Source organism: Halanaerobacter jeridensis, assembly GCF_016908315.1.
GTDB lineage: Bacteria > Bacillota > Halanaerobiia > Halobacteroidales > Halobacteroidaceae > Halanaerobacter > Halanaerobacter jeridensis.
The window spans coordinates 178,338-196,522 of record NZ_JAFBDQ010000002.1 but is presented as its reverse complement, the minus strand read 5'-3'; the positions used below and the strand labels follow the sequence as shown (position 1 = coordinate 196,522).

Genomic DNA, 18,185 nt, shown 5'->3' with positions numbered 1-18,185 from the left:
GATGGAATTAACTAAAGAATCAGACAGACTAGGAAAAGAAGCTATTGTTCCTTTATTACTTAAGTTATCTGCACCAGGTGTAGTGGGCATGATGATTAATGCTCTCTATAATATAGTAGATAGTATTTATATTGGTAGGTTAAGTACAGAAGCACTATCCGCACTATCATTATCTTTTCCAATTCAAATGATTATCATTTCAGTTGCAGCTGGAACAGGAATTGGAACTAATTCTCTTATTTCAAGATTATTAGGAGAAGGAAAGAAACATCAAGCTAATAATACTGCAGAACATGTTTTTGTAATTGCCTTGGTTTATGCTGCAATTACAATGGTGGTTGGCTTTTTCTGGGGTCAAGATTTAATCGGTATTTTTACCAATGACCAACAATTAATTGATTTAACTAGTCAATACTTACAGATTATTATGATGGGCTCTATTGTATTATTTGTACCAATTATCTTTAATAATATTTTACGTGGAGAAGGGAATACTTTTACTCCTATGCTAACAATGATCATTGGGGCTATTACTAATATAGTACTTGATCCTTTCTTAATTTTTGGTATTGGATTTTTTCCTGCCCTAGGAGTCAAAGGAGCAGCAATTGCTACATTAATTGGACGTGGCTTAGCTGGATTATTTATTATGTATATTGTACTCTTTGGTGACAATGAATTGACTCTTGAATTATCAGACTTTGAATTTGATCTAGATATCCTGAAGGATATTTATCAGGTTGGATTTCCTGCGATGTTGATGCGTGGCTTAGCTAGTGTGATGTTAGCTGGAATGAATAAAATTGTTGGCTATTATGATACTACTGCTATTGCGGTGGTAGGTATCTACTTCCGGATGCAGTCAATCATCATTCTCCCTATTTTCGGATTGAGTCAAGGCTTCATGCCTTTAGTTGGTTATAATTACGGGCACGGTAATCCTAAACGGATGAAAAAAACTATTGCTTTTGGTGCTGTACTTGCTTTAACTTTTACGTTAATTGGCTTTACTGTCTTTCAAATTTTCTCTGAACAATTAATCCGTTTATTCAATAAAGATCCAGAACTAATTAAGATCGGTTCTAATGCTTTAAAAAGAATTAGTTTTGCTTACTTAATTATGGGACTAAATATTATCGGCAGTACAACATTCCAAGCTTTAGGAAGAGGATTCCCTAGTTTATTTATTTCATCTCTAAGACAGATATTTATTCTATTACCGGTAATGTATTTCTTAGGAAAGATTGAAGGGTTAAAAACATTATGGTTTGCATTTCCAATTGCAGAGGTAATTGCATTTAGTTTATTAATAGTTTGGTTATTAAGTACTATTAAGAAGGCACTTTATGAAATGGGAGATCGGTCAGCATATTGTTAAATAATATCTATATAAAGTTTCACTTTTAGTGAAACTTTATAGCTAGAAGCAAGTAGCTAGGAGCTAGTAGTTAAAAACATAAAATCAAATTCAAAACCTAAAACATTAACCTAGTATTCAATAATTCAAAGCTATGAACTGTTTTTTGGTTTTGAATTTACTACTAACTACTAGCTTTTATCTACTAGCTAGTGGCACGATAGTGCCACTTTATATAGATTCTACCATGGTAATTCATCACCAGCTAAATTGTTATCATAAAACTCTTCATACTGTTCCCTCTTCTTATCTGACAATTGTTCATCATTAGCTGTTAGATTCTGTTTTAACTGCTTTTCATTCCTGATTCCTGGAATAACTGTTGAAACTCCAGGATAACTTAAAATATACCTTAGAGCTTCATCTACCATTGCTACATCATCATCCTTAATATCTCTTACTTTATCTACTAATTCAGCTCTGCGTTCAATTACATCCTGCGACCAACGAGATCTAATACCGCCAAATTCACTATCTTTATCATACTTGCCTGTTAACCAACCTGAATCAAGCGGCACCTTGATAATCAAACCTACTCCCTCTTCTTTGGCTTTAGCAAATACCTTACGCGGTTCTTGATATAAAATATTAAACATAACTTCAATCACTTCAGCATTTGAATTATTCATCACTGCTAAAATTTCTTCACTAGTATCTACAGACGCACCATAAGCTTTAATCTTTCCTTCTTCTTTTAATTCTTCTAAAATATCAAAATGATCTGTATCCCCATTTAAAGCTTCAAACGGAGGATTATGTAGCAACAGACTATCTAAATAATCAGTTTGTAGTTCCTTTAAACTATTTTCTACAGATCCTCTTATTAAATCAGCATCATAATCAACTGATCCATCAGGAAAATGACCAAACTTAGTACTAATTACTACGTCTTCTCTCTTATCTTTTAAAGCTTCCCCTATTATTTTTTCACTATTGCCTGAACCATAGTTAGGAGCTGTGTCAAAGAAATTACATCCCAAGTCTAGTGCTTGATGTACTAACTCAATTCCTTCTTCTCTACTCGCGCCTTTCCAATCTTTCTTATTTCCTAACTGCCAAGTTCCGAAACCGATTTCGGATACCGCCAAACCTGTACCACCTAATTCTCTCTTACGCATACATTAGCCTCCTTATAATTTTAATTAACCATTGCTTTTTCTACCCATTTTCTACTATTCCATCTCCATAACATACATAATCCTCTAATCCATTCATCTAATAACAGCCCAAACCAAATTCCTGGTAGACCATATCCTAAGACGACACCAAAAATATAACCTCCTAGTACACCAAAGCCCCACATTGAAATCACTGCCATCACCACTGGAAAGATAACATCTCCAGCTCCTCTGAGGCCATTTATTAGAACGAGATTAAAGTTTCTTCCCGGTTCTAAAAATGCATCAACCATCAATGTTACTGCTCCTAAAGTTATAATTTCTTGGTTATCAGTATAGATACTCATAAATTCTTCGCCAAAGAAAAATACAACTATTCCACTAAGTACTGAAAAGATCATAGCAGTCTTAAAGTTTTTAAGTCCTGTCTCATAGGCTTCTTCAATTTCTTCTGCTCCCACTAACTGTCCAATCATAATTTGATTAGCTTGACCGACTGCTATAGAAACAATCATTGCAAAACGAATTATCGTTCCCACATAGGTTTTAGCTATATAAGCAGTTTCACTCAAATGATTTAAAATAATAATCATGACTACTGTTTGTGATAAACTATAAGACATATTTTCCATAGCGGCTGGAAATCCTATTTTAAATAGTTTTTTTACCATTAGCCACGGTTTTTTTGTTAAGTGAGAAAACATTGTTATAGGTAATAGTTTCTTAATCAAAAATACAAAAGCTGCTACTACAGCACAAAATCTACTAAAGGTAGTTGCAATTGCTACTCCTGTCACTCCTAAGACTGGAAAACCAAATAAACCAAAAATAACAACTGCATCCCCTACGATATTAAATATGTTCATCGCAACTGTAATCGTCATACTTTCTTTAGTGAAACCGTGACTTCTAATGATTGCTGTTAGAGTATTTAAGAGGGCTTGGAAGATTAATCCGCCGCCTACAATTTGAATATAATCAGCAGCATAACCCATTAAGCCTGAACTGACACCCATTTTGGACAAAATTGTTTCGCCATAAAAAATCATAGCTAAGCTAACTATTAAACCAATTACTAAATTAATAGTTAAGGAAACTGCACTTACTTTTTCTACTTCTTTATCTAGCTTAGCTCCTACATTCTGGGCTACCAAAACTGCTGTCCCGGCAGAAATAATAATAAAAATTATATTAAGATTACCGATTACTTGATTTGAAGCTCCCACCGCTCCTGCAGCTTGATCATCAAATTGGCTGAGCATAAAAATATCTGCTACGCCCAACAGCATAAATAATAATATTTCAATAAATAAAGGTCCTGCTAATTGAAATAAACTTTTTCGTTCTTCCATATTACCTCCTTAATTTAAACATATTTTTTACTGATAAAAATCAAATCCTTACTTTCTAGTTTTAGTAATAAACGAATCTTGAATAATAGTAATGTACTTAAAAATAATTTCTTTGAGTTGGACTTTGAGTTCCTGTTTATCAATAATTTCAGTCTCTATTACTCGTTCAGTTATAATTTCGACTATTTGATTTATTCTTTCTTTATCTATACTTTCTGCATTATAAACTTCCATTAAATCTTCTACTTCTTTTTTAGTAGCATTAATCTTATTTTTGGATTGTAATTTTTCAGCTACTTTTGTATATATTATCTAGAACTGAAAAACTAATAGGAATATCATTTGTTCTAATCACTAATTGATAGCTAAACAATAAACAAAGAGATAGCACAAAATTTACCTCTTCTACAATATTATTCTCCTTTTCTACTAATAGTCCTTTTATACTATTATTAAAATCGGGGTCGTTAACTAATTCTATTAACTCGCTACTCATATCTTCGCTAATATTATTTTTATTAGCACTAAATAATTTAGATAAAATATCTAACAATATTCATCCCCCTTAATAGTCTTTTCATTATTATTTCAACTCTTCATTAGCCTCCGCGACTTGATTAATTAGTTCAAGTTGTTGTTGTGAAGAGCTAACCTGCTCTTTAATCTTAAAGTATAAATCACTATTAGCATTAATTACTTCTTTCATAAAGTCAGCAATTTCATTAGCCGAAACAGAAGTCTGATTAGTCTGAGCTGATACTTCTTCACTAGAAGCTGAAATTTGACTGACCAATTCTTTAACCTGTTGGCTAGACTCTGCCTGATCTTCTGCTACATGGATTACATCATCCATTTTTTCTGTAACTTCAGTTGATAACTCTTCAATTTCTTCAAAAGAAGCTATCACACTTCTTTCATCATCATTAATTATAACTTCTACTACTTCATTGGTCACTGTTTCTATTTCTCCAATAAAGCTCTTTACCTCTTCTGTCGCTTCTCGACTTTCATCAGCTAATTCCTTTATTTCTTCAGCTACTACTGCAAATCCTGCTCCATGTTCCCCTGCTCTTGCTGCTTCTATAGAAGCATTTAAAGCCAATAAATTAGTTTGTTCAGTGATACTTATAATTTTATCAGAAATCTCATCAATTTTCCCTAGGCTACTCTGTAAATTCTGGACTTTATTAGCAGTTTCTTGTACAACCTGATTAGTAGAATTTATTCTTTGACTAGTTGTCTGCATCTTTTGATAAGTATCTTGACCTACTTCGGCAATCTTATCCGCTTGATGCGATAAATCTTCTATAGAAGTAGAAATATCTTGAATAGAAATAGAAACTTCTTCTATAGCATCAGAAATTTCATTATTTCCAATCATTAAATCTTTAATCTCTCGTGAAGCTTTAGTTATTTTATCCTCTACATCATCAGCTATTGATTTCATTTCTTGAGCCGAATCATTGACTACCGTTGCCTTTTCTACTGCTTGATTAGTTTTATCTTTAATACCACTTGTTACTTTATTGATTTGATGATTAATAAACATTCCTAAAAGAAAACTCATAACTAATCCCACTACGATCACAAATATAATTCGTTGGTTATTAATTTGGGATTGGGCTATGATTTGCTCTACTGTTTTATTTAATCTGTTTTTAGTATAGTTTTGCAAAATACTATTAATCTGATAAATATTTGTATCCAAACCTTGAATATCACTAATTACTACTTTACGTAATAAATCATCATTTTTAGAATCTTTATATTCTTGATATAGTTTTTCAAATTTTTGATTATAGCCAGTTAAAGTGTTTAAACTTTTCTCTGTCTTTTCATTTTGAATATATTGCCGTAATTCTTTTATATTCTGTTCTATATTATTAAAATATTCTTTATCAGTCACATCACCAGACCCTACTATTGGTACTCCTGCTTCTTCACTATAAATCATTTTACTCTTACGTGATAAGTCACGATAAATTCTATCACTTGTTTCTACTGCTGGGATCACTTGTTGATTTAAATAATTTATATTTTGCTTTAATTGTCGTGTATTATAAAAAACAAAACTACCTATTATCAACATCAGGACAAACAAAGCAGTAAAACCAATCTGAAATTGTCGATTAACAGTCACGTTTACTACTGATTTTTTGAAATCAATGGCCTGTAATTTATCCTTGATTTTGTTTATGAACCCCATAATTATCTCCTCCATATCTCTGACTATTAATTTATTGTCATCGCTATTGTCTACTTTTTATACCTAAGCAAATCGAATACTCTTGGCTACAATATCTGTCTAATCATTATCAATTATTATTATCTTATTATATAATTACTATTGCAATTTAAAGAAATTACTGTGACTAAAAATCTCAATTATCGAAACAAAAACATTAAAAATTAATTCAAATATTATTCAATTTTTAAATTTAGACTGGGAGAGAAATAATTTCTCTCCCAGTCTATCTATAATATAGGGGTAATAAGTTAAAAGCTAGTTAGTCTATTTTTTCAATACTTACATTATCAAAGTAAACAGCAGTTGCCTTGCTTTGTCCACTCACTGCACCTAATTCAAATGATAAGTTAACAATATCATCACTATCTTCAGGAATAGTCACTTGCATACTATAACTTTCCATTCCAGAACTTAATTCTTTGACTCCATCACCATAAACTGTATAATCTTTAGGATGAAGTAATTTAACATTGATATCTCTTGCTTTTTCTGCTCGTGCTTCAAAGCTAACTTCATAAGTTGTACCCGGTTCTAATTTCAACCATTGATTAAACTGAGCATTCCAACTTTTATTACCAATATCAGCTACATTAATCTTAGCTTCTCCATTTTCAACACTGTGAGAAGAAATCTTGCCACCTTCTCCAGCCCATACATACCAATTATCACGCTTGTTAGAAGGATCGTTAGCTATATCATTAGCAAAGTCTCCATTTACTACTTCATTTATACTTAAGTTATTTTCTTTCTGTTTCTTAGCTTCTTTCCATTCTTCTTCATACTCTGAATCCCATTTTTCTTCTCCTGTTATATCTTCAGAATTTGTATCCTCATAAACTCTGATATAATCAACTTCCATAGTCTGTGGAAATTCTGTAGTTTCATCAGGATTTCCAGGCCAATGTCCACCTACAGCTAGATTTAAGATTAAGAAGTGTGGATGATCATAAACCCACTCTTTATCTCCTACCTCATCTTTATTAACAACATGGAATAAAGTATCATCAACATAAAATTCTACTTCATCTTCATCCCACTCCATCATAAAGGTATGGAATTCTTCAGAGAACTTCTCTCCATCAGGTAATTTATAAGTTGAACCAATTCCTGCTCCACCACTAACTGGTCCATGAACTGTACCGTGAACTTTGCTTGGTGAATCTCCTATATATTCCATAATATCAATCTCACCACATTTAGGCCAACCAACTTCACCAATATCGGAACCTAACATCCAAATTGCTGGCCAAATACCTTGACCCTCAGGCATTTTAGCTCTGATTTCAAACTTACCATAAGCTTTGCTGAACTTATTTTGCGTAATCATTCTTGTGGAAGTATAGTCATAGCTACCATAAGAATCGCTTACCTGCTCTTCTCTAGCAGTAATTACTAATTTGCCATCTTCAATTTTTGCATTTTCGCCATCAGTATAATACTGTAGCTCAGCATTTCCCCAACCAGGAATACCTTGCTTATGCCCATTTCCTACTTCAAAAGTCCACTTCTCTTCATTAACCTCTTCACCATTAAACTCATCTTTCCAAACTAACTCCCAATTTTCTACTTTGTTTTCATCTGCTTCTGTTTTAGTTCCTTCTTCTGCTAATTCTTCTTGACCTACTTTAACCATTTTAACGTTATCTAAGAAATAAGTTCCTTTATTTAAGAACCATAATTCAAAACGAGCATATTCATCTGTTTCTTGAGCCATAGAAAATTCAGCTTGATAATGGCTCCACTGATTATTCAATTCTTTTTGTTCTTCAATATATCCACTCCAGCCACGATTACCATCAGCACCTACTTTAAGATGCATCTTTTTAGTACCAATCGCAGTCTTAGCATCAAAAGTAACTTTATACTTAGCCCCACGTTCTAATGTTACTGGAGCTTGGATAAATTGCACTGAATGAGGATTGTTCCCAGCACTTGAAACTCTTACTTTTGCTTGCTCATCTTTAATAAATGCTTGGGCTGCTCCACCACTATTTGTGTATAAAATCCAATTGTCTTCTGTATCCACCCGCCCATTTTTATCAGGCTCATTAGTTGATAATCCACTAGTGAAAGTTCCATTACCTAATAGATTATTACTTCCTTTTAAATTAATATCAAGCGTATTATCGTCATAAACATAGACATCATATGTTTTACTACCATATTCTTCACTCTGTACTTGCACTTGATAAAGAACATTTTTTAGCTCAAATTGAACCTGAGCCCCTTCTTTCTTGGCTACCTCTTTATCTTTATATAACACACTCACCTCTGGATTTGTCACTTCTTGATTCGTAACATTAACTATTAATTGTGAAGTGCCTGAACCTGCCTCTCCACCTTTACATCCACTGAGTACTGTTAATAAGATCAATCCTAAAATTAATACAAATGATATTTTGTGCTTAGAATTCATTTTTTTTCCCCCTTTTAAGATTAGTAACAATTTATTTTAAACATATTTAAATTTAATATGTTTGTTTTTCCATCAGGGGATTTATTATTTCAGCTATAAACTTATACTTCCCGAGTTTATCTGAGTTAAATTTAGATCTTTTTTCTCTACCATCATTAAATGATGATTATAAGCAAGGAAGCAACAAAGCTCCCCTGCTAGATTATTGAACTTATCATCTGCTTATTAGTTGCAATTTATATTAATTTAAACCTTAGGGGTAACTTAAATTAGTTTTGCAAATCCATTTTTAAACCATAACCATATTCAAATAATGGATTATAGTTTTCATCTCCTACATTTAGTGGTAGTTGTTCTACACTCCGCGGCCAAGAAACTGGTAATTTACCAGTGAAGTTATAATCACCAAAGATTACATCAGCTACTCCGCCACCTTCTGTTCCCGGCAGCCAAGCTGCAACTAAGGCATCCCAATTATCAATCTCTTCACTAACTATCATCGGACGCCCGGAAACTAAAATTACTACCACAGGTTTACCTGATGCTTGTACTTTTTGTAGTTCTCTTTTATCTTGAGGTGATAGTTCTAAATCAGCATCATCACCTTCTCCTTCTGTATAAGATTCTTCTCCTACTACAGCTATAGCTACATCAGCCTGATTTAAGTTATTAACTATTTGCCCTTCATTATGCGCAAGCATGTTTTCAATACCTGTTTTAATAGTTGTACCTTCTGTAGCATCATTTCCACTAAATCCTTGCCATTTAATTGTCCAGCCACCACTTTGATGACCTAAATTATCGGCATTAGAACCTGTAATATAGAATTGATTATCCTTAGATAATGGTAATGTCTGCTTTTGATTTTTCAATAAGACTAATGATTCTCTAACTGCTTCTCTAGCTGTAGCACGGTGTTCTTGGCTACCAATTGTATCTACTAGATCATTATCTGCTAATGCTTCTTCAAATAATCCAGCCTTAAATTTAATCTTAAGGATTCTTTTCACAGCATCATTTATTCTACTCTTTTCTACATCTCCATTTTTAACTGCTGTCTTTAAATCTATCATAAATCTATGCCAATCACTTGGTTCCATAAACATATCAACACCAGCATTAACTGACTTAACTACTTTATCATAATGCGTTGGTGCATCTATTTCATGAATTGCTGCCCAATCTGAAACGACAAAACCATCAAAACCAAGCCCTTTCTCTTCTGTTGGAGCTTTTAAATAGTTTTGGATTAATTCTCGATGGGCATGCATCTTAGTACCTTGATAACTGTTATAAGAAATCATAATTGTACCTACATTTTCATCAAGAGCTTCCACATAGCCTTGTCCATGTAGTTCTTTAAGTTTCTCTAATGGAATATTAACTTTTCCGCGGTCAATCTTATAACCTGCATCTCCAGTGCCCCATTTAGTAGCACCATCACCAATGAAGTGTTTAGCTGTCGCAACCACATGGCCATTCTGCTTGCTCATTATATCGTTTGTTCCTTGCAGTCCTTTAACATAAGGCCCAGCTAACAACTCTTGTAGTTCAGCTGTTTCACCAAAACTTTCATAACTTCTGCCCCAGCGTTCATCTCTAACTACTGAAACTGCAGGAGCAAAATCCCAATCCATTCCTGTAGCAGCAGTTTCTTGAGCTGTAACACGAGCAATCTCTTCCATTAATTCCTGGGCTTGACCAGCTTTATCTACTGTCATTAAACCTTTCCCCATCGCACCTAATCCTATATTATGAGGAAAAATAGTTGCTCCTTTTAAATTATTATTACCGTGTACTGCATCTACTCCATAAATCAACGGCAACTGCAGGCGATTTTCTAAAGCCTGTTCTTGAAAACCATTATACATTGCAATCCATTCCTGCGGAGTATTATTACCTGGAGTAGAACCTCCTCCACTGAGGATTGATCCAATATGATATTTCTTAACGCCTTCAGGAGTAATATTTTTTCTCTCCGGCTGCGTCATTTGACCTATTTTTTCATCTAAAGTCATTAACTCTACAATTTTATCTACTCGCTCTTCAATACTTAATTGTCCATTATTATAAAAACTCAAATCGGGAGTGATTGTTACATCATCTATTTGAACTGTAGTTGCTGCACTACCCTCAGCAATCTGACCTAATTCGAAAGTCAACTTTGCATCATCATAACTTTCTTCAGTCATAGTAAATTCAAATTGATAATTTTTCATCTCCGGCGTTAACTTAAAAGTTTGCGTTTGACCAATATAATCTATATACCACGGATCTTCAGTCAGTGGTTTTCCTAAGGCCACATTCATCTTTCTACTTTCATCTGCCTTAGCATTAAAACTAACTTCATAAGTTATGCCTTCTACCATTTTTATTCCACGCTGATTGACTTGTGGAGTATAAGGATTATCACCAATTTTATTTATTTCTGCTTTTAACTGTTCTGACTGAGTTGCAATATCAATATCTCCATCACTTCCCCAGCCTGTAGTCTCATTAGCAAAGCTTCCGTTAGTAATAATTTCACCACTCTTTATTTCAACTTGATTTTTATCTTTATTTTGTGACCCTGACTGCACTTTAAGTAATTTAACATTATCTATCGTATAATTAGCTTGATTTAAAAACCAAAATTCAAAACGTGCCTGCGGGTCTGTTTCCTGATCCATCGTGAAGTTGAATTGATAGGTCTTTAGTTCAGAACTTAATTCGAAATCTTGTTCGTGATAACCGACCCATCCCCGCGTACCAATTGCTCCTATTTTTAGATGTAAGTCTGCTTTCTTATCTGCCTTAGCTTCAAAAGTAACTTTATACTGGGCAGATTCTTCTAAAGTAATTGGCCCCTGCAGTAACTGTACAGACCAAGCATTCTCACCGCTATCAGCTACTTTTATCTCAGCTTGTTCATTGTTAATCACTGCCTCAGCTTGACCATTACTATTTTGATGATAGGCCCAACTACCTTGGCTATCTAATTTACCATTGCCCTGTGGTTGAGCATCACTTAGTTTTTGAGAAAAATCTCCATTCTCTACTAAGTTCTTGAACTTCTGTTCTAAATTAACCGTCATAGTGCTGTCTTCTCTTAACTGCATATTTAATGTTTTAGTTTTATGATTATCAGCACTAATTTTTAATTGATATTCTTTATCTTTTAGTAATTCAAACTCAACTACTTCTCCTTCTTTAACAGCTACTTTCTGATTATCATATAAAACCTCTACATTAGCTGTTAATGATTGATCTACTGCTGAATTAACTTCAACTGTTAAATTAGACTTTTGACTTTTATCAATTTCTTGACAGCCTACTAAAGACAGTAAGGCAATCATTAATAATGTTACAATCGTTACTTTCTTTTGCATTATTTTTATCATTTTTTTCCCCCTAGTTTGATCGAGGAAATTATATAGAATAAAACCGGTTATTTGACTTATATCCTCATTTTTGTTTTTAGTTTTTTTGTAAAATTTAAGTAATATTATTAAATTATAACTTATAATAGCAATATTATTACGTTGTCATCTAGTGGTCTATACCTTTATTATAAAATATTAATTACTAGTAGTCAATATTAGTTATGATCTATTTTTTCTATTAAAAAAACAAGGTAGGCTCACGCTCATATTTGAGTCGTGAGCTTGATCCCTTAATAGATTAAAGTCTGAATAGAATGAGCGGGACTGACTATTTCTGCACTTTCTCCATCTTGATCTTTTAGATTAAAGCTCAATTCTTCTTCACTATCATTCATTACAACTACTACAATTTCACCATCAGGATTTCTAACTGCTGTTACTAACAATTTATCATTATCTGTTGCACAGCTGATCTTAGTAGCACCCGGCTTCATATATTTACTGAAGTGTCCCAGATAATAATATGGGCTCTCATAAATAATCTCATTATTTTCAGTATCAACTATAATCGGCGCATCACAATAATTTTCAACGTGATTTGGTCCACCTTCTTCATTTAAGACCATATTCCAATCAACCCAACCTGTTGTATAGTGATTCAAGTCAGCAATGATGTGACGACCGTATTTTTCTCCTGTCCACCATTCACCGAAGAAATTATCTTCATCAAATAATGGGTTACATCCTTCAGTAAAGACTAGTTCTTTATCATAAGTTTCATAAGTATAACTCAATACTTCATCATCTACTATAGCCTTAGTATCATCTTCTCCATACCAGTGAAAACCTACTCCCCAGACCCATTGCGCTGCTTCAGGGTCAGATAAAATAGTATCGACTCGAGATTTCATAATATCTTTATTATGATCCCAAACCATGATTTTTACATCATCAAGTCCAGCTTCTTTTAAAGTTGGCCCTAATACTTTCACAAAATCTCGTTCTTCTTCATCTTCATAAATACAATTATCCCAAGGTGTTTCAGCCATTGGTTCATTCTGAATTGTCACGCCCCAAATATCTATATCTTTCTTCTGATATTCTTTAATATACTTAGCAAAATAATCAGCCCATGTCTGCCAGTATTCTTCTTTTAAGCTGCCACCTTTATTCATCCGACCATTAGTTTTCATCCACGCCGGTGGACTCCACGGAGAAGAAAATAACTCAAATTCTGCTCCGTCCACTTTTTCAGCATCTTTAATAAAGGGAATTAAGTACTCTTCATCGCGAGAAATATCAAAATCTTCTAGTTCTGTATCTCCCTCTGTTTCTGTATAAGCATAATTTCCTAAGGAAAAATCACAACTGTTGATATGTGTCCGACATAAAGTATAACCTATCCCTTTTTCGGGGTGAAAATATGCTTCAAGCACTTCATTTCTTACTTCTTCTGGTACTTGAGATAAAGTATAACCTCCAGCTTCAGTAAAGGCACCACCAAAACCTGTAATATCTTGAAACTCTTCTTCAGGGTTAACTTCAACTGTTGCTAAATCCTCATTAGCATCTGCCCCAAATTTTACTTCTTCTTTCTCTGCTAATCTATCATCTGTGTCTTTAGCTGTCTGAATTAACTTAATGTTATTACTCATTTTATCCGTCCTTTCTATATACATGAATTCTACGTGTTTAAATATCTATCTACTTAGTATAATGTCTAATCCAATCTATATACATATATTGTGGAAAATCTGTTGTTTCATCAGGTGTAGCAGTAAAGTGACCTCCTACAGCAATATTAAATAGTACATAAAAATCCTTGTGAAATTCATTTTCAATATCTGAATTGATCTTTTTTCTGCCAAATTCAATTCCATCTAATTTCCATATAATCTTTTCTTGGTCCCACTCTATTGAAAATACATGAAAGTCTTCTTTAAATAGTTCTCCATTTGCTAAAGTATATGATCCGGCTGGAACGTATTTATTATATCCTTCAGGATTTGACTCTGTACCAGGATCTCGATGGACTGTAGCATGAACTGTTCCCTGCCCATAATTTGGATCTCCTTTAGCCCCAGTTTCTAAAATATCAATTTCACCACATTGCGGCCAAGATGTATTACCACCTGTTTCACTTATATTATCTCCTAACATCCAAAATGCTGGCCAGATACCCTTGCCACCAGGTAATTTAATTCTAGCTGCTATTTTTCCATATTTAAATGTTTTTCCATCAGCTCCGGAGTTTCCATCCTGCCCTCCAGGATTAGATATAACCCTAGCTGAAGTATAATTACCCTGCTGGTCATAAGCTCCTCCGTCATAAGTTGCTTTCAAGACCATAGAGCCATTCTCTTCATAGGCTGTTGATGGCTCACCTGTATAACTTTCTAACTCATTATTAGGCGGAGTCATCCATCTCTGCCTTGTCCAGATGTTAGTATCAAAATCTCCATCATTAAATTCATCACTCCAGGCAAGTGTCCATTCCTGACCTGGATCCCAATCATCAGCTGGATTTGTGGAATCAGAAAAAGAAACATCTATACTCTCGTTACTACCGTCAATTACAACATCTCTAATTTTAGTTATAGAATTATTATATATCTTTATAGTATAATTGCCGTTATTTAATTTGAATTGCACTAAATCTCCTTCACCACTATCAACTTTCTCTTCATTATTATAAACTTCTATTTGAGGAGTAGAATCTGAATTATGATTAATACTAACAGTCAAAGTATGTTCTTGGTCAATATTTGTTCCTCCATTACTACTTCCTCCACCACAACCACTAATTATAATAAGCATTAGGCTTAATAATACGGCTCCCATCAACTTTTGATTGCTATTAATCATATGATTTTATCGCCTCTTTCCCGTATATTAACGAACAAAATTATTTATTTTTTTATTATTTAATGATAAGCTAAGTAAGGTCTCTATTATACAAACCTTACTTAGCTTTATCATTAAATTAGCTTAGTAAACATATACATCTGTGATATACATTTTTCCTGGACTACCATAGAAGTTATTATGAATAGCAACTTCTACCGCTGAATCAACAGCATCACTAAAGTCTGCTAGGTCAATCTCCACTTGATACCAACCATTACCTAAATCAACTCCATTATCAGCAATTACATATTCATTTTCTGTATCTGGAATTTTAACACGCAAACTACTATACTGGTCTGACTTAACTTTAAAGACTAACTTATTATAATTAGCCAATTCACCAGCATTTAAACCAGTAAATGCTACTACAGCAGCATCAGCTCCCCAATTAGTACCTGAAACTGCTTCAATTATTGGTGAATAATCTGCATCACCACTATAATCAGTAGTTAATCCTGTTCCAGACCCCCAGGTATCAATAGTGTTAGCAATATCTACTGTACCAGCGGAAGAATAGAGATAAGACTTGGTAGCAGCAGTAACTTCTAAACTGATTGATTGAGCAGATCCATCAATAGTTAAAGTTTGTGAATCACCAGTATAACCGATAGCATTAGCCTGCACAGTATGCTCACCATCTTTTAAATTAATTACTGCTTGACCATTAGCATCAGTCATTACTTTATCTGAACCAACAGTTACTTCAGCATTTTCTAAAGTATTACCCTGACCATCTTCTACAGTTACAGTTACTGGAGATGCCTTTTCCGTCAATGTTATTGTAGAAACATCTGCTTCTCCATTAATAACAAACTCTTCAGAATCCTTTATATACCCATCAGCTTCAGCTTCAATAGTATACGTTCCATCTTCTAGAGGAACCTGTACACCGTTTCCACCTTTTTTATCAAATAATTTTTTTCCATCTTGATAAACAGTTACTGTTGCTTCTTCTATCAATTCACCAGTTGTATCATCTTCTACTTTCATTGTTAAAACATGACTTACCATCTTACTTTCATTATCAGTACTACAACCAACTAAAGTAATCAATCCCAGCACTAAAATTAACATTATAGCTATCTTCTTCATCTCTCTACCTCCTCTAGATTAAGAGTTCTAATTAAAAGTTAACAGTTAAAGTAGCTTTTACCTCATGAGTTGTATAACCACTATAAGTCGGAGCTACATTTTTAATAGTTGGTCCATTATTCCAAGCATATCCAGAGTGTTCCCAACTTTCTCCACCATCATACCACTGATGTTCTGCTTCTTTCTTATACACAGAATTAACTAATGCATCAGCATCTGTAACTTTTCGATCTAAATTATAGTTGTCATACTTATACAGAACATCAAAAGTTGTATTTTCAGAAACTTTGTAACTAGCACCTAACTTTACTAAATGCTGTCTACCGCTGGCATCTTCAAATACATCATTATCTTCTGTTGCATACCCATAATCATAGCTACCAGTTAAAGTAACTTTATCATTTAATTTATAAGTGTTGCCTGCACCTACTTTAACACGCTTTTCAGTAGAAAAATTCTGATTTATTGTCTCATCATCACCAACATAATAATTTAAATCTCCATGCAAATTAGTTGTTAATTTTTCAGAGTCAATAACTTTATAAGAGCCATTAATGTTAAAGTCATTATAAACTATATCTCTTTCAGCTGCAGTATTATCATCACCAACAACATAATCAGCACCACTATTAGTCTCTTCTTTAATACGGTAAGAAGCTTCTGCAGACCAAGGACCTTGAGAAGTTGCAATAGAAGCTTCAATCTCTTGTTCATTTGTATCCTCATTATCATTGAAAGCACTTCTAGTCTGGTCATAATCAGTAAATTCTAAAGTAGCTGTTGGCGTCAATAAGACTGGTAGTTGATAATTAGTACTTAAAGAGAACCCTTTATCATAACCAGTTCCATCGCCAGCATTGAAACTAGCATCGCCATACCAAGAGTCCATACTGTGGTCAGCACCTACCGTAGCTATATAATCTTCACCTACATCCTTATATCCTAAGTTAACTTCTAACCCAGGCATTGGATTTAGTTTAGTTCCCACTTCTAAAATTTCAGTATCTTCTTTGTTACCTACATCAAAATTAGCATCATTAGGATTGTCATCATCATCAGCAGGATAAGGGGTATTAAGTACGTTAATAACTTTTGTTACATCATCACCATACTGAGCAGTAATTACTTCTCCATTAATCGTAATCATATCATTGATTCTATATTCTCCATTCACTGCTGCTCTTAGAATATCTTTATCTTGATCGAAATCAGATGACGTATTTTCATCCGTGCTCTTATCATGGGTATTTACAATTAATGCTCCTACTTTACCTCTATCTAATTCTTTCTTGAAATCTGCTCCGTAAACTAAATTATCAGCTGCTTTCATGCGGTCATTATTATCAACAATAATATCATCACCAGCACTACTAGCTGGGCCTGTTGTAGTTTCAGTAGCTTGGAAAACAAAACCTTTAGTTGCTACTCCTGCTAAGTCTGTTTCGACTAATACTCCTTCACCATAAGGATTCATTTCACCCCAGTTATCTTCAAATTGTGTTGCTAAGACTCGGCTATTAAAGTTATAGTTAAAATTATTAGTCACTACAATTTTAGCCTCTTCTGTATCGGCAGTCACTTTTAAGTCTTTTAAACGGACTGGTGGATTATCTCTAACCGTTGGTGCTTCCTGTACTCTAGTAGCTCCGGTACCGTTAGGATAACCAATAAATTCATCCACTAAAGATTCAAAACCCATATCCACCTTTAAATTTTGATTCACATTTGCTGTCATATTTAAAACTAATTTATTTTGAAATTTCTCGCGATTGTCATTTGGATTATCAGTAGTTGATTTCTTCCAATCACCTGTGCCAAATATATTAGTATTACCATTCATTGAATACTCTTGCTTCCCGTCAATTTCAGTAAATTCGTCAAAGATAAAATAACTTGCTCCACTAAATTCAACATCAGCTGCAAAACTTGGTGCAGCTAAAGCTAAAACCAACACTAAACTAAGTAAAAAAGATATCTTCTTCATTTATATTCTTCCTCCCTTTCAGTTTGAACTCGAATTTAAAATTATTTTTTAAGTTAATCAATCTCTTATAGAATTATAATATTATATTAATACAATGTTACCCTAAAGTTCTTTGGTTCTATCTGTATCAGAAAGGAATTTTGATTATAGTTATTAAAGTGATATAATTATAGATGGTCACTCCAATTTAGGGACGGTTTGCAGGCCTGTCACCCTAAATGGGGTGGCTTATTTTAATTTCCTTTCCAATTATCAGTCATATTAAGTTATCACCCCCTCTTAAGAATAG

The 18,185-nt window shown here is 33.6% G+C and carries 12 protein-coding genes; 1 reads left to right on the top strand and 11 read right to left on the bottom strand.

What is annotated here, in order from left to right:
- The first annotated feature begins 1 nt into the window (after window position 1).
- Window positions 2-1,378 (top strand): MATE family efflux transporter, encoded by a 1,377-nt coding sequence (locus JOC47_RS02635; protein ID WP_204700422.1) that lies wholly within the window; start codon window positions 2-4, stop codon window positions 1,376-1,378.
- A gap of 221 nt (window positions 1,379-1,599) precedes the next feature.
- On the opposite strand, the gene JOC47_RS02630 is transcribed toward JOC47_RS02635, so the two are convergent.
- The 11 genes from JOC47_RS02630 to JOC47_RS02580 all read right to left on the bottom strand — a co-directional run bounded on the left by JOC47_RS02630 (window position 1,600) and on the right by JOC47_RS02580 (window position 17,896).
- Window positions 1,600-2,535 (bottom strand): aldo/keto reductase, encoded by a 936-nt coding sequence (locus JOC47_RS02630; protein WP_204700421.1) that lies wholly within the window; start codon window positions 2,533-2,535, stop codon window positions 1,600-1,602.
- A 20-nt stretch (window positions 2,536-2,555) separates the two neighbouring features.
- A complete protein-coding gene (locus tag JOC47_RS02625; RefSeq protein WP_204700420.1) occupies window positions 2,556-3,887 on the bottom strand; it encodes an MATE family efflux transporter in 1,332 nt (443 codons plus the stop codon).
- 48 nt (window positions 3,888-3,935) lie between these two features.
- Window positions 3,936-4,121 (bottom strand): hypothetical protein, encoded by a 186-nt coding sequence (locus tag JOC47_RS02620; protein WP_204700419.1) that lies wholly within the window; start codon window positions 4,119-4,121, stop codon window positions 3,936-3,938.
- 55 nt (window positions 4,122-4,176) lie between these two features.
- Entirely contained in the window at window positions 4,177-4,440 is a 264-nt protein-coding gene (locus tag JOC47_RS02615) for a hypothetical protein (RefSeq protein WP_204700418.1), read from the bottom strand.
- A 30-nt stretch (window positions 4,441-4,470) separates the two neighbouring features.
- Window positions 4,471-6,093 (bottom strand): methyl-accepting chemotaxis protein, encoded by a 1,623-nt coding sequence (locus JOC47_RS02610; RefSeq protein ID WP_204700417.1) that lies wholly within the window; start codon window positions 6,091-6,093, stop codon window positions 4,471-4,473.
- Between the two features lie 301 nt (window positions 6,094-6,394).
- Window positions 6,395-8,551 carry a carbohydrate binding domain-containing protein gene (locus tag JOC47_RS02605; RefSeq protein ID WP_204700416.1) on the bottom strand — a complete coding sequence of 719 codons (2,157 nt, stop codon included), beginning with the start codon at window positions 8,549-8,551 and terminating at the stop codon, window positions 6,395-6,397.
- 269 nt (window positions 8,552-8,820) lie between these two features.
- Entirely contained in the window at window positions 8,821-11,931 is a 3,111-nt protein-coding gene (locus JOC47_RS02600) for a glycoside hydrolase family 3 N-terminal domain-containing protein (RefSeq protein WP_204700415.1), read from the bottom strand.
- Window positions 11,932-12,203: 272 nt separating this feature from the next.
- Window positions 12,204-13,568: a glycoside hydrolase family 30 protein gene (locus JOC47_RS02595; protein ID WP_204700414.1), complete on the bottom strand. Its 1,365-nt coding sequence runs from the start codon at window positions 13,566-13,568 to the stop codon at window positions 12,204-12,206.
- Window positions 13,569-13,617: 49 nt separating this feature from the next.
- Complete coding sequence (locus JOC47_RS02590) at window positions 13,618-14,778, bottom strand: glycoside hydrolase family 16 protein (RefSeq protein ID WP_204700413.1); 1,161 nt, start codon at window positions 14,776-14,778, stop codon at window positions 13,618-13,620.
- Between the two features lie 123 nt (window positions 14,779-14,901).
- Window positions 14,902-15,912, bottom strand: a complete 1,011-nt coding sequence (locus JOC47_RS02585; RefSeq protein WP_204700412.1) for an Ig-like domain-containing protein — start codon at window positions 15,910-15,912, stop codon at window positions 14,902-14,904.
- Window positions 15,913-15,943: 31 nt separating this feature from the next.
- A complete protein-coding gene (locus tag JOC47_RS02580; RefSeq protein WP_204700411.1) occupies window positions 15,944-17,896 on the bottom strand; it encodes a porin family protein in 1,953 nt (650 codons plus the stop codon).
- Between the last annotated feature and the right edge of the window lie 289 nt (window positions 17,897-18,185).

What these genes read in the sequence shown, in the direction of transcription:
- JOC47_RS02635 (WP_204700422.1), top strand. Translation starts at nt 2, where the DNA reads ATGGAATTAACTAAAGAATCAGACAGACTAGGAAAAGAAGCTATTGTT.
- JOC47_RS02630 (WP_204700421.1), bottom strand. Translation starts at nt 2,535, where the DNA reads ATGCGTAAGAGAGAATTAGGTGGTACAGGTTTGGCGGTATCCGAAATC.
- JOC47_RS02625 (WP_204700420.1), bottom strand. Translation starts at nt 3,887, where the DNA reads ATGGAAGAACGAAAAAGTTTATTTCAATTAGCAGGACCTTTATTTATT.
- JOC47_RS02620 (WP_204700419.1), bottom strand. Translation starts at nt 4,121, where the DNA reads ATGGAAGTTTATAATGCAGAAAGTATAGATAAAGAAAGAATAAATCAA.
- JOC47_RS02610 (WP_204700417.1), bottom strand. Translation starts at nt 6,093, where the DNA reads ATGGGGTTCATAAACAAAATCAAGGATAAATTACAGGCCATTGATTTC.
- JOC47_RS02605 (WP_204700416.1), bottom strand. Translation starts at nt 8,551, where the DNA reads ATGAATTCTAAGCACAAAATATCATTTGTATTAATTTTAGGATTGATC.
- JOC47_RS02600 (WP_204700415.1), bottom strand. Translation starts at nt 11,931, where the DNA reads ATGATAAAAATAATGCAAAAGAAAGTAACGATTGTAACATTATTAATG.
- JOC47_RS02595 (WP_204700414.1), bottom strand. Translation starts at nt 13,568, where the DNA reads ATGAGTAATAACATTAAGTTAATTCAGACAGCTAAAGACACAGATGAT.
- JOC47_RS02590 (WP_204700413.1), bottom strand. Translation starts at nt 14,778, where the DNA reads ATGATTAATAGCAATCAAAAGTTGATGGGAGCCGTATTATTAAGCCTA.
- JOC47_RS02585 (WP_204700412.1), bottom strand. Translation starts at nt 15,912, where the DNA reads ATGAAGAAGATAGCTATAATGTTAATTTTAGTGCTGGGATTGATTACT.
- JOC47_RS02580 (WP_204700411.1), bottom strand. Translation starts at nt 17,896, where the DNA reads ATGAAGAAGATATCTTTTTTACTTAGTTTAGTGTTGGTTTTAGCTTTA.